11 protein-coding genes and 3 pseudogenes are annotated in these 15,697 nt (G+C 59.4%); 7 read left to right on the forward strand and 7 right to left on the reverse strand.

Annotation, left to right across the window (positions count from 1 at the left end; all coding sequences use genetic code 11):
• Positions 1 to 143 precede the first annotated feature (143 nt).
• Positions 144 to 1,946: an acyl-CoA dehydrogenase gene (locus JFV26_RS10425; protein ID WP_201192035.1), complete on the forward strand. Its 1,803-nt coding sequence runs from the start codon at positions 144 to 146 to the stop codon at positions 1,944 to 1,946.
• 109 nt (positions 1,947 to 2,055) lie between these two features.
• Here the strand turns inward: JFV26_RS10425 and JFV26_RS34790 are convergent, their stop codons facing one another.
• The 4 genes and pseudogenes from JFV26_RS34790 to JFV26_RS10440 all read right to left on the reverse strand — a co-directional run bounded on the left by JFV26_RS34790 (position 2,056) and on the right by JFV26_RS10440 (position 4,639).
• Complete coding sequence (locus JFV26_RS34790; protein ID WP_446739915.1) at positions 2,056 to 2,901, reverse strand: methyl-accepting chemotaxis protein; 846 nt, start codon at positions 2,899 to 2,901, stop codon at positions 2,056 to 2,058.
• Positions 2,902 to 2,922: 21 nt separating this feature from the next.
• Positions 2,923 to 4,008, reverse strand: a pseudogene (locus JFV26_RS34795) (HAMP domain-containing protein); the annotation flags it as partial.
• A 101-nt stretch (positions 4,009 to 4,109) separates the two neighbouring features.
• Positions 4,110 to 4,412 (reverse strand): cell division protein ZapA, encoded by a 303-nt coding sequence (locus JFV26_RS10435; RefSeq protein ID WP_092274361.1) that lies wholly within the window; start codon positions 4,410 to 4,412, stop codon positions 4,110 to 4,112.
• Positions 4,409 to 4,639, reverse strand: a complete 231-nt coding sequence (locus JFV26_RS10440; protein WP_008149645.1) for a hypothetical protein — start codon at positions 4,637 to 4,639, stop codon at positions 4,409 to 4,411. The genes JFV26_RS10435 and JFV26_RS10440 overlap by 4 nt, the downstream gene beginning before the upstream one ends.
• Before the next feature lie 290 nt (positions 4,640 to 4,929).
• On the opposite strand from JFV26_RS10440, the pseudogene JFV26_RS34800 reads away from it, so the two are divergent.
• The 5 genes and pseudogenes from JFV26_RS34800 to selO form a co-directional block, all read left to right on the forward strand.
• A pseudogene (locus JFV26_RS34800) lies at positions 4,930 to 5,685 on the forward strand (MCP four helix bundle domain-containing protein); the annotation flags it as partial.
• Positions 5,677 to 6,540: a methyl-accepting chemotaxis protein gene (locus tag JFV26_RS34805; protein WP_446739916.1), complete on the forward strand. Its 864-nt coding sequence runs from the start codon at positions 5,677 to 5,679 to the stop codon at positions 6,538 to 6,540. The pseudogene JFV26_RS34800 and the gene JFV26_RS34805, both read left to right, overlap by 9 nt.
• A 149-nt stretch (positions 6,541 to 6,689) precedes the next feature.
• Positions 6,690 to 8,432: a potassium/proton antiporter gene (locus JFV26_RS10450; RefSeq protein ID WP_201192039.1), complete on the forward strand. Its 1,743-nt coding sequence runs from the start codon at positions 6,690 to 6,692 to the stop codon at positions 8,430 to 8,432.
• A 35-nt stretch (positions 8,433 to 8,467) separates the two neighbouring features.
• A pseudogene (gene mscK, locus JFV26_RS10455) lies at positions 8,468 to 11,810 on the forward strand (mechanosensitive channel MscK).
• Between the two features lie 48 nt (positions 11,811 to 11,858).
• On the forward strand, positions 11,859 to 13,322 hold the full coding sequence (gene selO, locus JFV26_RS10460; protein WP_201192041.1) for a protein adenylyltransferase SelO: 1,464 nt from the start codon (positions 11,859 to 11,861) through the stop codon (positions 13,320 to 13,322).
• A 4-nt stretch (positions 13,323 to 13,326) separates the two neighbouring features.
• Here the strand turns inward: selO and JFV26_RS10465 are convergent, their stop codons facing one another.
• Entirely contained in the window at positions 13,327 to 13,728 is a 402-nt protein-coding gene (locus tag JFV26_RS10465) for a helix-turn-helix domain-containing protein (RefSeq protein ID WP_201192043.1), read from the reverse strand.
• Positions 13,725 to 14,021, reverse strand: a complete 297-nt coding sequence (locus JFV26_RS10470) for a type II toxin-antitoxin system HigB family toxin (protein WP_201192045.1) — start codon at positions 14,019 to 14,021, stop codon at positions 13,725 to 13,727. Before JFV26_RS10470 ends, JFV26_RS10465 begins: the two co-directional genes overlap by 4 nt.
• Before the next feature lie 191 nt (positions 14,022 to 14,212).
• Here JFV26_RS10470 and trxC point away from each other — a divergent pair, with 191 nt between their 5' ends.
• On the forward strand, positions 14,213 to 14,647 hold the full coding sequence (trxC, locus tag JFV26_RS10475) for a thioredoxin TrxC (RefSeq protein ID WP_123435540.1): 435 nt from the start codon (positions 14,213 to 14,215) through the stop codon (positions 14,645 to 14,647).
• A gap of 99 nt (positions 14,648 to 14,746) precedes the next feature.
• On the opposite strand, the gene JFV26_RS10480 is transcribed toward trxC, so the two are convergent.
• Positions 14,747 to 15,517: a ParA family protein gene (locus JFV26_RS10480; RefSeq protein ID WP_054053184.1), complete on the reverse strand. Its 771-nt coding sequence runs from the start codon at positions 15,515 to 15,517 to the stop codon at positions 14,747 to 14,749.
• Positions 15,518 to 15,697 lie beyond the last annotated feature (180 nt).

Below are 15,697 nucleotides of genomic sequence, written 5' to 3' on the forward strand. Positions count from 1 at the left end.
CAGCTCCTACAGGGGATCGTGTTTCTCTGTAGGAGCTGCCGAAGGCTGCGATCTTTTGCTTCTCCATCACCATAATCAATCATCCTTCCAGCCGCCCTTCCCCACGCCTAGACTCGGTCCATTCCAAAAGAAGGTAGGCCGACATGTCCGAGACGCTGCTCAGTTCCCGCAATCTGGCTTTCGAGCTGTATGAAGTCCTTGATGCCGAGGCCCTGACCCAGCGTGAGCGGTTCGCCGAGCACAACCGCGAGACCTTCGACGCCGCCATTGGCACTGCCCGCAGCATTGCCGAGAAGTTCTTCGCCCCGCACAACCGCAAGGGCGACGAGAACGAGCCGCGCTACGAGAATGGTCAGGCGATTCTGATTCCGGAAGTGAAACCGGCGGTGGACGCGTTCCTTGAAGCCGGTTTCCTCAACGCCGCGCGCAGTTTCGATGCCGGGGGCATGCAACTTCCCACGCTCTTGTCCCAGGCCTGCTTTGCGCACTTCCAGTCGGCCAACGCGGCCTCGACTTCATACCCGTTCCTGACCATGGGCGCGGCGAACCTGATCGAAAGCTTTGGCACCGAGGAGCAGAAACAGCGCTTCCTGCAGCCGATGATCGACGGTCGTTTCTTCGGCACCATGGCGCTGACCGAGCCCCATGCCGGGTCGTCGCTGTCGGATATTCGTACGCGCGCCGAGCCTGTGTCCGACGGCACCTATCGCCTCAAGGGCAACAAGATTTTCATCTCCGGCGGCGACCATCCGCTGTCGGAAAACATCGTGCACATGGTGCTGGCCAAGTTGCCGGACGCCCCGGCCGGCGTGAAAGGTATTTCGCTGTTTATCGTGCCCAAGTTTTTGGTCAACGCTGATGGCAGCCTTGGCAAACGCAACGACGTACTGCTCGCCGGACTGTTCCACAAGATGGGCTGGCGCGGCACCACCTCCACCGCACTGAATTTCGGCGATAACGGCGAGTGTGTCGGTTATCTGGTGGGCAAGCCGCACCACGGCTTGAGCTACATGTTCCAGATGATGAACGAGGCGCGAATCGGCGTCGGCATGGGCGCGGTGATGCTCGGTTATGCCGGTTACCTGTATTCCCTGGAGTACGCCCGCGAGCGGCCGCAGGGTCGCGTGCCGGACAGCAAGGACCCGAACACCGCGCCGGTGGCGATCATTCAACACGCCGACGTCAAGCGCATGTTGCTGACGCAAAAGGCCTACGTCGAAGGCTCGTTCGATCTTGGGCTGTACGCGGCGCGGCTGTTCGACGACACCACGACTCTTGAGACCGAAGCCGAACGCAAGCAGGCCCATGAACTGCTGGATTTGCTCACGCCAATCGTCAAATCCTGGCCGTCGGAGTTCTGCCTCAAGGCCAACGAACTGGCGATCCAGATCCTCGGCGGCCACGGTTACACCCGCGAATACCCTGTGGAGCAGTACTACCGCGATAACCGTCTGAACCCGATCCACGAAGGTACCCACGGTATTCAGTCGCTGGACTTGCTCGGTCGCAAACTGGCGCAGAACGGCGGCGCCGGGCTCAAGCAACTGATTCGGCTGATCGCCAACACCGCCGAACGCGCCCAGGCGTATGAAGCGCTGACCCCACTGCGCGAGCCGCTGGAGAAACTGGTCGCACGCCTGCAAACCGTGACCATTGGCCTGCTGACGGATCTGGGTCAGGGCAAGGTCAACAGCAGCCTGGCGAACTCGGCGCTGTACCTGAAAGTGTTCGGCCACACGGTGATTGGCTGGCGCTGGCTGGAACAGGCGATTCGTGCAGAGGAAGGGTTGGCCAAGGGCAATGCGGCGGATGTGAGTTTTTATAGAGGCAAGCTGCAAGCGGCGCGGTATTTCCTGACGTGGGAAGTGCCCGGCTGTCACCATGAGTTGGCGATTCTTGAGGCGCGCGATGATGTGTGCCTTGGGATGCGGGATGAGTGGTTTTGATCGATCGTAGATCAGCGTAACGGCCACAAAAGATCGCAGCCTTCGGCAGCTCCTACATTGGAATGCGTTTCCCTGTAGGAGCTGCCGAAGGCTGCGATCTTTTGATCTTTTAGCTCAACTTGAACCCACCCATCTGCCGCGCCAGATCATCGGCCAAACGCTGCAACGTCTGACAATCCTCACGGCAAGCCCGGACTTCCCCGGCCGTCGCCCGCGCCAGATCAGAAATCCCCTGCACGTTCCGGTTGATCTCTTCCGTCACCGCCGACTGCTCTTCCGTCGCCGTCGCCACCTGATGGTTCATGTCGCTGATGCGCTCGATCTGCCCGGTAATCGCGGTCAACGACGTCCCGGTACGCTGGCTCGATTCGACACCTGTACCCGTCGCCGCTTGCCCGGAGTGCATGGACGTCACGGCATTTTCCGCACCTTGCTTGAGGCTGCCGATCATCTGCTGAATCTCGTCGGTGGACGACTGCGTGCGCCGCGCCAGGGTCCGTACTTCATCGGCCACCACCGCAAACCCACGGCCCATATCCCCCGCCCGCGCCGCTTCAATCGCAGCATTCAGGGCCAATAGGTTGGTCTGCTCGGAAATCCCGCGAATCACCGCCAGCACCTGATCGATGGACGCCACTTGATGAGCCAACTCGCCCACCGCCGTGGCGGCCACGCCGATTTCGTCGGACATGCTTTCAATATGCCGAATTGAACCACCGACCACTTCCCGCGCCTGCATCGCTTCATCGCGGGCGGTTTGTGACGCGAGCGCGGCATTGCCGGCGTTCTGGGCGATTTCCTGTACGGTCAGCCCCATCTCGTGGACGGCGGTGGCCACCATGTCGGTCATTTCCTGCTGACGCCCGGATCGTTCGGCGGTGTTGTCCACCACCTTCGCCACTTGGCCGACGGCGGTGCGCAAACGCTCGCTGGTGGTCAGCACTTCACCGATCATGTCGCGCTGACTTTCCAGGAACCGATTGAAGCCCCGCGCCAGGTCGCCCAGTTCATCGGCGCGAGCAGAATCTAACCTGTGGGTCAAATCTCCACCACCGCTACCGATGGCTACCAATGCGGCTGTTACCTGACGGATCGGTCGAACCAGCCCACGGGCCAGCAACACCACCAACATCAGGCACACCAGTGCTACCGCCAGGCCGATGCCGCTGCTCATCCACAGGGCCCGACGAGCCTCGGCGTAGATCTGCGATTGCGGCACTTCGGCCACCAGGGTCCAACCCAAATCCCGCAACGGCAGGCTCAATGCCAGAAAATCTTCGCCATCGCGGGTAAAAACACTGTGGGTGGCGGACGCTTTGGAGGTTGAGAGTTGACCCATAACGGCTTGCGCTGCCGGGGCTCCGATTTGCTCGGTCAAGGTGCGTTTACCGCTGAATTGCGCCTCGGGGTGAACCTGGATCAAACCGTCGGAACGCACAAGATAGACCTTGCCGCGCTCACCGAAGTTGAAGTTGTGGATCAGCTCCGAGAGCTCTTTCATGCTCAGCCCGAGGCCGGCAACGCCCACGACTTTACCGGCCTGCTCGACCTTGAGGTCGATGAACAGCGCCAACTCTCCGGTCGCGGAGTCATTGTCGATATTGAGGGTGCGCGGCTGATTGCTGTCGAGAAAGGTGTAGAACCAGGCGTCCCTGGGGTTGGAGCGGCTAAGGGTCCGGTCCAGGCCTTTTTCAGTGATGTAGTGGTTTGAAGCCGTGCCGATAATCAACGCGGTAAAGGCTTTGTGCTCGGCGCGGATGCCTTCCAGGTACTTCACGAAGGTGTCGGTCCGGGCACTGTCTTCGCCCCCGGCCAGCCAGTCGCGCACCATGCTGTTGCTGGCGATGTCCTTGGCGGCGGTGAGGGGCTGAACAAGAATTCGCTCGATGTCGTTGCGCATCGCTTCGATGCTCGACGGCAGCGCTTGTTCGACCAGATAGCGCTGGGCCAGGCGGTTGACCACCAGGGTATAGACGCCAACCACGATCAGAATACTGACCAGCAGGGCGGTGCCCATACTCAGGATCAACTGCCATTGAATACTGCGTCGCCAGAACTGCATGGAGCACCCCCAAAGAATAAGTGGCTGAAACACTGCAACAGCCGTGCCGATTGTATACAACGCAAGCGACAATTTTATTCTTTGGTTGTGCGCAAAGCCGATCAGGCCTGATTGATCGTCTTGGAGATCACTTCAACCGTGGCGCTGACTTGCTCTTGGTAACGGTCGAGTTCGAGCTGGTGCTGCTTTTTCATTTCGATCTGCTGGGAACACAAATTCATCGCCGCCAGCACCAACAAACGGTCACCGATCAGCGTCGGGTACTTCCTTTTGGTATCGGCCAGGGCTGCCTTCAACATCAATGCGGCGTCCAGCAGGGTTTGCTCTTCCCCGGCCGGCGCCTTGATCGAATAGTCCTCCCCCAGGATCGAGACGACTTTTACCCCTGCAGCGCCTTGATTCATGCGCTGACAGGGCCGGCGCTGACGCGCTCAACCAGGGCCTGGATGCGTGCAGCGGTGGCGCCTTGCTTCTCTTCCTGTTCCATCAGGCTCAGTTGCAGGCTTTCGTTTTCGTCCTTGGCCTGGGCCAGTTCTGCACTCAGGGTCTGGTTGGTGCCGAGCAGGGTCTGGTTCTGTTGCACCAGGTCGCTGACCAGTTGTTCCAATTGGCTAAGGGATGCTTCCAACATTTTGATTTTCCAAGCATTTTAAAAGGGCGCGTACGATAAAGAAAAGTCACCACGGATGCCAGGGTTATTGGGGCGCAAGGCCTTGATTTTCCTGGCGGGCGACCTTCCTCGCGAACTTTAAAGACTGTGATTGGCGGATCTGGTTCCTGCACTTCGTCGCCGGGCCCTTCCTGCGACAAATACGCGCAGCGCCTCAAGACTTTAGTCGTATGACCGATAAGTCATCCATACAGCAGTCTCAGCCCCGCACGGATGCGCCTTTCTCGGTAAACACCATGTCCCTTCGTAATATGAATATCGCTCCGCGGGCGTTCCTCGGTTTTACCCTGATTGGCGCTCTGATGCTGATCCTGGGTGTGTTCGCCCTGAACCAGATGAGCAAGATTCGCGCGGCCGCCGAAGACATCACCTCCAACAGCGTGCCAAGCATCAAGAGTCTGGATGAGTTCACCCAACTGACCCTGCGCCTGCGGGTGCTTTCGTATCGCCTGATGGTCAATCGCGAGCCGGACGTTCAGCAGAAAACCATGGAACTGCTGGAAACCCGCAACCAGCAGATCCGCACCGCTCAGACCGTTTATGAAAAGCTGATCAGTAGCCCTCAAGAACGCGCGGTCTATGATCAATACGTACAGTTGCTGGGTCAGTATCGCCTTATTGAAGACCGGATGAAGTCGCTGTCGCGCAACAATCAGGTCGATGAATTGCGCACCCTGCTCAATACCGATTTGCTGACAAACTCTGACGCGATCAACACCGCGCTGAACCGCCTGCTGGAAATCAATACCCAGCAGACCATCGACACCAACCAGCAGGCCGCCGATCAATATGCTTCGGCCTTCAATCTGGTCGTCACCCTGCTGGTGATCGCCACTGGCCTGACGTTCCTGTTCGCCTGGTTGCTGACCAACAGCATCACCAAGCCCATCGCCAATGCATTGAGCGCCGCAGAAGAAATTGCTGAAGGCAACCTGACCCGTCCAATTACCGTCGACGGCGAAGATGAAGCAGGCCGTCTGCTGCTGGCCATGTCGAAGATGCAGGACAAACTGCGCGACACCCTGCAACGGATTTCCGGCTCGGCAACGCAACTGGCGTCCGCCGCTGAAGAACTGAACAGCGTCACCGACGAAAGTGCTCGTGGCCTGACCCAGCAGAACAATGAAATCGAACAAGCTGCCACCGCAGTCAACGAAATGACCAGCGCCGTGGAAGAAGTCGCCCGCAACGCCGTGAGCACTTCCGAAGCCTCGAAAAACGCCACCACCTCTGCCGGTGACGGCCGTGACCTGGTGCAGGAAACCGTCAGCGCCATCGAACGCATGAGCGCCGATGTGCAGAGCACGGCGACGCTGATTGGCGACCTGGCCAACGAGTCCCGGGACATCGGCAAGGTGCTGGACGTGATTCGCGGTCTGGCGGACCAGACCAACCTGCTGGCCCTGAACGCGGCGATCGAAGCGGCCCGTGCCGGAGAAGCCGGGCGTGGTTTTGCGGTGGTAGCGGATGAGGTTCGTGCCTTGGCGCACCGGACTCAGCAGTCCACCAGCGAAATCGAGCGCATGATCGGCAGCATCCAGAGCGGTACTGAACATGCCGTGAATTCGATGCGCAACAGCACCGAACGGGCTGAATCAACGCTGAACATTGCGCGTGGCGCCGGCATGTCGCTGGACACGATCAACAGCGCCATCGTCGAGATCAACGAGCGCAACCTGGTGATCGCCAGCGCGGCGGAAGAACAGGCCCAAGTGGCCCGTGAAGTGGACCGCAACCTGGTGAACATTCGTGATCTGTCGGTGCAATCGGCGACCGGGGCGAATCAGACGAGCGCGGCGAGCAATGAGCTGTCGCGCCTGGCGCTGGACCTGAACAATATGGTCGGGCGGTTTAGCCTCTAAACGAAATTCGCATCACTGCCGAAACGAGGCTGCGATCTTTTGATCTGAAAAAGCTTTTTGACAGCATCACATTTCAACAGGTTAGAATCGCTGGCACGCAGACTGCATGGTCAGTTTGTGTCCGCCTTTCGCTTTCTGGAGTATTGCCTTTGAATGCTACGACCATCAACAGCCTGTTCTTGATCGGCGCGTTGCTGGTAGGTGCGAGCATTCTGGTGAGTTCCCTTTCGTCCCGCCTCGGCATCCCGATTCTGGTGATCATCCTGGCCGTGGGCATGGCCGCTGGCGTCGACGGCGGCGGCATTATTTTCGATAACTACCCAACGGCTTATCTGGTCGGCAACCTCGCGTTGGCGGTCATTTTGCTCGACGGTGGCTTACGTACAAGGGTCGCCAGTTTCCGCGTGGCATTGTGGCCGGCGCTGTCGCTGGCCACGGTCGGCGTGTTGATCACCACCGGGCTGACCGGCATGGCGGCGGCCTGGCTGTTCAACCTGAACATCATTCAAGGCCTGTTGATCGGCGCCATCGTCGGCTCCACCGACGCCGCGGCAGTATTCTCGCTGCTGGGCGGCAAAGGCCTGAACGAACGGGTGACCGCCAGCCTCGAAATCGAATCCGGCAGCAACGACCCGATGGCGGTGTTCCTCACCGTGACCCTGATCGACATGCTCGCCAGCGGCCAGACCGGCCTGCACTGGAGCCTGCTCGGTCATCTGGTGCGCGAGTTCGGCATCGGCGGTGTGATCGGTCTGGGCGGCGGCTGGGTCATGCTGCAACTGGTCAACCGCATCAACCTCGCCAACGGTTTGTACCCGATCCTGGTGATCGCCGGCGGCCTGCTGGTGTTCGCCCTGACCAACGCCTTGCACGGCAGCGGCTTCCTCGCCGTGTACCTGTGCGGTCTGGTGATCGGTAATCGCCCGGTGCGCAGCCGTCACGGCATTCTGCACATGCTCGACGGCATGGCGTGGCTGGCCCAGATCGGCATGTTCCTGGTGCTGGGGCTGCTGGTCACGCCTCACGACTTGTTGCCGATCGCCCTGCCCGCACTGGGCCTGGCGCTGTGGATGATCCTGTTTGCCCGGCCGCTGTCGGTGATGGTCGGCCTGCTGCCGTTCAAAGCGTTCCACGGCCGCGAAAAAGCCTTCATTTCCTGGGTCGGCCTGCGAGGCGCGGTCCCGATCATTCTGGCAGTGTTCCCGCTGATGGCCGGATTGCCGAACGCACAGCTCTATTTCAACCTCGCCTTCTTTATCGTGTTGGTGTCGCTGCTGGTGCAGGGTACAAGCCTGCCGTGGGTCGCCAAACTGTTGAAGGTGACGGTTCCGCCAGAGCCGGCACCGATCTCCCGGTCGGCGCTGGAAGTCCACGTCACCAGCGAGTGGGAGATGTTCGTTTACCGCCTCGGTGCTGAAAAATGGTGCATCGGCTCGCCTTTGCGTGAACTGAAAATGCCCGACGGCACGCGTATCGCGGCGTTGTTTCGTGGCCAGCAACTGCTCCATCCGTCGGGTAGTACAGTGCTCGAAGTCGACGATTTGCTCTGCGTAATCGGTCACGAACACAACCTGGCAGCCCTCGGAAAACTCTTCAGCCAGGCACCGCAACGGGGCCTCGATTTGCGCTTCTTCGGCGACTTCGTACTCGAAGGAGACGCGCAGCTGGCCGCGGTTGCGGCGCTGTACGGGTTGAAAGTCGAAGGCATCGATCCGGACATGTCCCTGGCCCACTTCATTGCCCAGAAGGTCGGCGGTGCGCCGGTCGTGGGCGACCAGGTGGAGTGGAACAACACCATCTGGACGGTTGCGGTCATGGAAGGGAACAAGATCGGCAAAGTGGGCGTCAGATTCCCCGAAGGAAGTCGCCCGAGTCCGGGTCTCTTCCTCTAAACTGCCATTCTTTTCACCTAGTTCGATCGGTCTCTATGCCAACCCTGCGCACTTTTTTCATCATGGCCCTGCTGGGCTTGAGCCTCTCCGTCGGTACATTGCAAGCCGCCGAACCGCCGTCCAGCGAAGCTGTGCAGGGGAGCCTGGACAGGATTGCCGAGCGCAAACTACCGGAAGCCGATCAAAAGGCTCTGCAAACCATCCTGCAGAACACGCTGACCCAGCTCAACAACAAGCGCGACTACGATCAAAAACTGATCGATCTAAATCAGCAACTGACCACCGCGCCCAAGCAGAACATCGAAAACCAGCGTGAACTGGCCCGGCTCAAGGCCACCAAAGTGGTGCCGATCGAGCAGCGTTACGCCAACCTGTCGATCCAGCAACTCGAGCAAATGCTGACCGAGCGCTCTACCCAGCAAAGCGATCTGCAAAAAGCCCTGGCCGACGCCAACAGCCTGATCATCACCGCCCAGACCCGCCCCGAGCGCGCCCAGGCCGAGATCGCCAGCAGCCAGACGCGCATCCAGCAGATCAACAACATCCTCAAGGCCGGCAAAGACAACGGCAAGACCTTGAACGGCGAGCAGCGTGACCTGCTCAACGCCGAACTTGCGGCACTCAATGCGCTGATCCCGCTGCGCCGCCAGGAACTGGCGGGCAACAGTCAGTTGCAGGACCTGGGCAACAGCCAGCATGACGTGCTCTCGGAAAAAGTCGCACGTCAGGATCAGGAAATCCAGGAACTGCAAACCCTGATCAACCAGAAGCGCCTGGCCCATTCCCAAGAGGCGGTGACCCAACAATCCATTGAAGCGCAGAAGTCCGGAGGCAGCGCCTTGCTGGCCACGGAAAGCGCGCAGAACCTGAAACTCTCGGACTACCTGCTCAAAAACACCGATCGCCTCAACGTCATTACCCAGCAGAACCTGCAAACCAAGCAGCAACTGGACAGCGTGACCCAAAGCGATTCGGCCCTGGACGAGCAGATCAACGTCCTCAAGGGCAGCCTGCTGCTCTCCAAGATTCTCTACAAACAGAAGCAGGCCCTTCCGCGCCTCAAGCTTGATCGCGACCTGGCGGACCAAATCGCAGATATTCGCCTGTTTCAATTCGAAGTCAGCCAGCAACGGGAACTGCTCAGCAACCCGGCGAGCTACGTCGACAGCCTGCTGGCGACCCAACCGCCAGAGCAAGTCACACCGCCGTTGCGCAAAAGCCTGCTGGAGCTGGCCAACACCCGAGCCGACCTGCTGGAACGACTTAACCGCGAACTGAGTGCGGTGCTCAACCAATCCATCACCCTGCAACTCAACCAGAAGCAATTGCTCAGCACTGCGCAAAGCCTGAGATCCACACTGGACGAGCAGATGTTTTGGATTCCCAGCAATAAACCGCTGGATCTGGAATGGATGCGCGGCGTACCAGACCGTCTGCAGCGTCAGGTCAACTCGCTGCCCTGGAATTCGAGCCTGAGCGAATTGAGTGACGGCTTGATCCAGCGGCCGCTGCTGTTCCTGCCCTTGGTGCTGCTGATCGGTGCCCTGCTGTGGCGCCGCAAGAGTCTGTATGCCCGCCTGAACAAGGTTCACCAGGACATCGGTCACTTCAAGCGTGACAGTCAATGGCACACCCCCAGGCAATCCTGATCAATATTCTGTTGGCGATGCCGGTTGCGCTGGGCCTGGCCTTGTGTGGCTATGCCTTGCAGGTCGACGCCCGTGAGCAGAACGTCAACCTGGGCGCCGCGCTGCTGCAAATGGGTCAGGCCTGGCTGGTGTTCTACACCGCGTACCGAATCCTCGCACCGGGCGGAGTGGCCGAATTGCATTTCCGCTGGGAAAAGCCCCAGGTCGAATTCCTGCAAGGCTGGGTCCGTCGCCTCGGGCTGGTGGTCATGGCGTTGGTCGCGGTGGTAGCAGTCGCTGAACTGCAACCGTCGGCACTGGCTGATGATGTGCTGGGAATGCCGGTGGTGCTGACCTGTTACGCCTTGATGGCCTGGCTGCTCAGTCGCCTGCTGATCAGCAGCCCGACCCATGAAAGCGCCTCGCTGTTTCGCAAAGCGGTGGGGATCCTGTTCACCGTCCTGCCCGTCGCGTTGTTCGTGGCGGTGTGCTTTGGCTACTACTACACCGCGCTGAAACTCAGCGATCGGTTGATCAACACCCTGTACCTGTTGATGTTCTGGCTGGTGATTGAAGCCACATTCGTCCGCGGCCTCAGCGTGGCGGCGCGGCGCCTGGCCTATCAGCGCGCCCTGGCCAAACGCCAGGCCGCCAAAGAGGCCGGCGAAGGCGAAGCAGTGATCGAAGAGCCGACGCTGGATATCGAAAAGGTCAACGAGCAGTCGCTGCGCCTGATCCGCCTGGCGCTTCTGGCCGGTTTCATCGCGGCGCTGTACTGGGTCTGGTCGGACCTGATTTCAGTGTTCTCATACCTGGACAACGTGACCCTCTACGAATACACCAGCGGCACGGGCGCCAACTTGAGCATGGTGCCCATCAGCATCGGCGACCTGCTCGGCGCACTGATCATCATCGGCATCACGTTCGCCCTCGCGCGCAACTTGCCGGGGCTGTTGGAAGTGTTGGTGCTGTCCAAGCTTAATCTGGCTCAGGGCAGCGCCTACGCCACGACGACGCTGCTGTCCTACGTCATTGCCGGCGTCGGGTTCGTCTCAACCTTGTCGACCCTGGGCGTAAGCTGGGACAAATTACAGTGGCTGGTAGCAGCGCTATCGCTCGGTATCGGTTTCGGGATGCAGGAGATCTTCGCCAACTTCATCTCCGGCATCATGATCCTGTTCGAACGCCCGGTACGGATCGGCGACACCATCACCATCGGCAACCTGTCGGGCACGGTGAGCAAGATCCGCATCCGCGCCACGACCATCACCGACTTCGACCGCAAGGACATCATCGTCCCGAACAAGACGTTCATCACCGGGCAACTGATCAACTGGTCCCTGACCGACACCATTACCCGGGTGACCCTCAAGCTCGGCGTCGACTACGGTTCGGACCTGGACCTGGTCAAGGCTTTGTTGCTGCAGGCCGCCCGGAAAACCCGCGCGTGCTCAAGGAGCCTGAGCCGCATGTGTACTTCCTGAACTTCGGCGAGAGCACCCTCGACCACGAGTTGCGCATGCACGTGCGCGACCTCGGCGACCGTAACCCGGTACTCGATGAGGTCAACCGCTTCATCAACCGCGAGTTCAAGAAACAGCACATCAACATCTCGTTCCGCCAGATGGAGGTTTATCTGAAGAACCTTCACGGCCAGGAATACAAGTTGGTGCCGGTCGAGGAAGAGAGCAAAACCATCATCACCCGCGACGACCCGGCGCAAGAGCCGCCCGAGACCAAACTCGACTAACCGCCTTATCCCTAGCAGAATGCTCGGACATTCTGCTGGAGATGGCCGTTGAAAGCCCTCGACGAACTGACCTTCGATAATCGCTTCGCCCGCCTGGGCGATGCGTTCTCAACGCATGTGCTGCCCGAGCCCATCGCCGCGCCGCGACTGGTGGTCGCCAGCCCCGCCGCCATGGCATTGCTGGACCTGGACCCGGCCGTGGCCGAGACGCCGGTGTTCGCCGAACTGTTTGGCGGTCACAAGCTCTGGGCCGAAGCCGAGCCACGGGCAATGATCTATTCCGGGCATCAATTCGGTTCCTACAACCCTCAACTGGGTGACGGTCGCGGCTTGTTGCTGGGCGAGGTCTACAACGAGGCCGGCGAACATTGGGACTTGCATCTCAAGGGCGCCGGACAAACGCCGTACTCGCGGATGGGCGATGGACGGGCGGTTCTGCGGTCCTCGATCCGCGAGTTTCTCGCCTCCGAAGCGCTGAATGCCCTGAACATCCCGACCACTCGCGCACTCTGCGTGATCGGCTCCGACACACCGGTCTGGCGTGAGAAACAGGAACGCGCGGCCATGGTCCTGCGCCTGTCGCCGAGCCATGTGCGCTTCGGGCATTTCGAATACTTCTACTACACCAAGCGCCCGGAGCAACAAAAAGCCCTCGGCGAGCACGTGCTGGCCATGCACTTCCCCGAATGCCTGGAACAGCCGGAACCGTACCTGGCGATGTTCCGCGAAATCGTTGAGCGCAACGCCGAACTGATCGCCAAATGGCAGGCCTATGGCTTCTGCCACGGGGTGATGAACACCGATAACATGTCGATCCTCGGCATCACCTTCGACTTCGGCCCGTTCGCCTTCCTCGATGACTTCGACGCCAACTTCATCTGTAACCACTCCGACGATCAGGGCCGCTACTCCTTCAGCAATCAAGTGCCCATCGGCCAATGGAACCTCAGCGCCCTGGCCCAGGCCCTGACGCCGTTCATCAGCGTCGACGCCCTGCGCGAAACCCTTGGCTTGTACCTGCCGCTGTACCAGGCCCACTACCTGGACCTGATGCGCCGTCGCCTCGGCCTCACCACCGCCGAAGACGACGACCAGAAACTGCTCGAACGCCTGCTGCAATTGATGCAGAACAGCGGCGTCGATTACACGCTGTTCCTCCGCCGCCTCGGTGATGAGTCACCTGAACTGGCCGTCGCCCGGTTGCGCGATGACTTCGTCGACATCAAGGGTTTCGATGCATGGGGCGAACTCTATGTCGCCCGGGCTGCTCGTGAAGGCGTAGTTGATCAGGAACAACGCCGTACGCGGATGCACGCGGTCAATCCGCTGTACATCTTGCGCAACTATTTGGCGCAGAAAGCTATCGATGCGGCAGAGGGTGGCGATTATGCCGAGGTCCGGCGCCTGCACGCGGTGTTGAGCAATCCGTTCACGGAGCAACCCGGAATGGAGAGCTACGCCGAGCGGCCGCCGGAGTGGGGCAAGCATTTGGAGATTAGTTGTTCGTCGTAATCATTCAGATAAACACGTCGACCGGTACCTTGAAGTGCTCAGCCAACCAGCGGATCTGCCGCAGGTTGAGCTGGCGCCTGCCGCTTAATATCTCCGAGACCACCGATTGGGGGCCTACGCCGGGCAGGTCGCTTTGGGTCAAACCATGCTCGCGCATCATGTAACCCAGAACCTCAGCACCACTCGCTTCGCGCATCGGGTGGTGTTGGTGATCCCACTCCGCAATCCAGTCGCCGATGATATCCACCAGACTCATCAATGGGTGCGACTCATCAAGCTTGGTCATCTCTAACAATTCGTCGAGCGCTAGTACCAACAGGTCGTAGTCTTCTTCGTTTTTTGGTTTTCGGAGCAAAGGAGCAACGTACTCCCAATGCTCGGCAGCCTTTTTGACCAAAACACTCATAACCTTCCCTCCTTCCATTTTCCCCGGTCATATTCGCGGTGATCCATCACATGCTTGATGTACAGCTTTTGATGCCCGTACCGGACATAAGCGATCAACCGTAACTTGTTGCCACCGATATCGAATACGTGAAGATCGCCTACTTTGTCGATCGCAGGAAATGAGGATTTCATAGACGCAAAATCATTTGGCTTGATCCTCTTGGCCATTCGATACCACTGATCCAACGCATTGGCCGCCTGAGGCCATTTGGCTTTAGCCTCCCGAATTGGTTTTTCGGTGAACACATGCATGCAACATCCTTATCGCATTTTGCTATGGAAGTTAATCACAGATCCGAAATATCGCAAGTTGCGATACACGTGGGCGGACCAGTGGCTCGCCCGCAACACTCAGCGTAGTGTCGACGACTGCCGCCGCACGATTGAAAATGTGAGCAGACGTCTCCAACTCAGCTTCATTAGCCTCTATTTGGAACACTCCAATGACTGACCCACTCCTCATCCCCTGCCCCCACTGCAACGGCCTCAACCGTATCCCCGCCGAGCGCCTCAGCGACCATCCGAAATGCGGCCGCTGCAAGGCTGAAGTGCTGTTGAGCAAACCCTTCGAATTGAAGCAAGGCGATTACGCCAGTCAGATCAAGGGCGATCTGCCGTTGCTGGTGGACGTGTGGGCGGATTGGTGCGGGCCGTGCAAGTCGTTTGCGCCGGTATTCGAGCAAGCGGCGGGGCAGTTGGCGGGTAAGTGTCGGCTGGCGAAGCTCGACAGCGAGGCGAACCAGCAGTTGTCGGCGCAGTTGGGGATTCGCTCGATTCCGAGCCTGATTCTGTTCAAGAACGGCCGGGAGGTGGCGCGTCAGAGTGGGGCGTTTCCGCTGCCGCAGTTGATGAGTTGGTTGCGTAGCCAGGGGATTTGATAACAGCCGTAAAAGATCGCAGCCTTCGGCAGCTCCTACAGGATCGGTGAAACACCGATGTCGATGTAGGAGCTGCCGAAGGCTGCGATCTTTTGATCTTCAGGCGTTTTCCAGCAGGTTATGCAACTCAACAAACTGCTGGGTCAGCTTGTGTCGCGGATCGAGGTGGATCAGCGGCGTGTTGGCCTGGTGCGACTCGCGCATGCGCACCGAACTGCCCAGGTACACCGGCAACACCGGCAGGCCTTCGGCGATCAACTCGTCGAGGATTTGCTGAGGCAGGCTCGCTCGGGCCTGGAACTGGTTGACCACGATACCTTCGACTTCGAGGCCTTCGTTGTGGTCTTCCTTCAACTCTTCGATTTCTGCCAGCAGGCCATACAGCGCCTGACGCGAGAAGCTGTCGCAGTCAAAAGGAATGAGCACCCGATCAGCGGCAATCAACGCCGACACGGCATAGAAATTCAGCGCTGGCGGGGTATCGAGGTAAATCCGGTCGTAGTCTTCGCTCAGTTCATCAAGCAGTTTGCGCAGCTTGTTGATCTTGTGTTTGGCCTCAAGCTTGGGCTGCAGGTCGGCCAGCTCAGCGGTGGCGGTGATCACGTGGAGGTTGTCGAATGGGGTTTCGTAGATATCCACCTGGTTTTTCTTCGAAAACGGCCCGGAAGACAGGGTTTGCTTGAAAAAGTCGGCGATCCCCATGGGGATGTCATTACCGGTGAGGCCGGTCAGGTACTGAGTGGAGTTGGCCTGGGCATCGAGATCCACCAACAGGGTGCGATAACCCTCGCTGGCACTGACCGCTGCCAGATTGCAGGCAATGCTGGATTTACCCACACCACCTTTCTGATTGAACACCACGCGCCGCATGTCAAAACCTCCGTGTATCAAAGAATGACCGAGTGTAGTAGTCCACCGCGTTGCTTAGCTACCTCGCGGGCAAAGGGACTACAGAGTCAGACGTAATCTCCTGCCGAAAAAACCGCAAGTTCGTGCGCTGATCGTAGAAAGAGCCGATAGATCAGCCCGCTGAAATATGGACAATGGCCA

It is taken from the genome of Pseudomonas sp. TH31 (genome assembly GCF_016650815.1).
Lineage (GTDB): Bacteria > Pseudomonadota > Gammaproteobacteria > Pseudomonadales > Pseudomonadaceae > Aquipseudomonas.